This window comes from Kocuria sp. CPCC 205260 (genome assembly GCF_040981045.1).
Taxonomy (GTDB): domain Bacteria; phylum Actinomycetota; class Actinomycetes; order Actinomycetales; family Micrococcaceae; genus Kocuria; species Kocuria palustris.
Genome location: NZ_JAVKPT010000095.1, coordinates 1 through 530 on the forward strand (window position 1 = coordinate 1; position 530 = coordinate 530).

Annotated in this window: 1 pseudogene; it reads right to left on the reverse strand. The window is 64.7% G+C overall.

From position 1 onward, the window contains the following. Positions 1–291: pseudogene (locus RF645_RS13355) on the reverse strand (preprotein translocase subunit SecY); the annotation flags it as partial. Between the last annotated feature and the right edge of the window lie 239 nt (positions 292–530).

The window sequence follows — 530 nt, forward strand, 5'->3', positions numbered from 1 at the left end:
CGGGATCACCACGCGCAGCAACTGCACGATGATGCTCGCGGTGATGTAGGGCATCACGCCCAGCGCGAAGATGGACAGCTGCAACAGGGCCCCACCGCTGAACAGGTTGACCAGGTCGTACGCGCCACCCGTGGTGTTGCCCAGGGCGAGACACTGCTGCACGTTGCCGTAGTCCACACCCGGTGCGGGGATGAACGTCCCCAACCGGTAGATCACAATGATCCCCAGTGTGAACAGCAGCTTGTTGCGCAGCTCCGGCGTGGTAAACGCCCGTGCGAAAGCACTGAGCACAGGTCCTCCTCCAAAAACGTGGTGGCCCGGTGGGTTCCGACCCCGGGCAAGTCTAGCGAAGGATCCGCCGCGACCCCGGCGGTCGGTCTTGCGACATCCTGGTAAAGCGATTCGGGCGACGCGGTCCGGGCGTCGTCGTGGGGGTAACGCAACGGGCCCCGCGCCGGCAATCCGGCGCGGGGCCCGTTCCAGTTCAGGGATTCACCCTACAACCGAACACTGGGATCGGTTCATGCGTT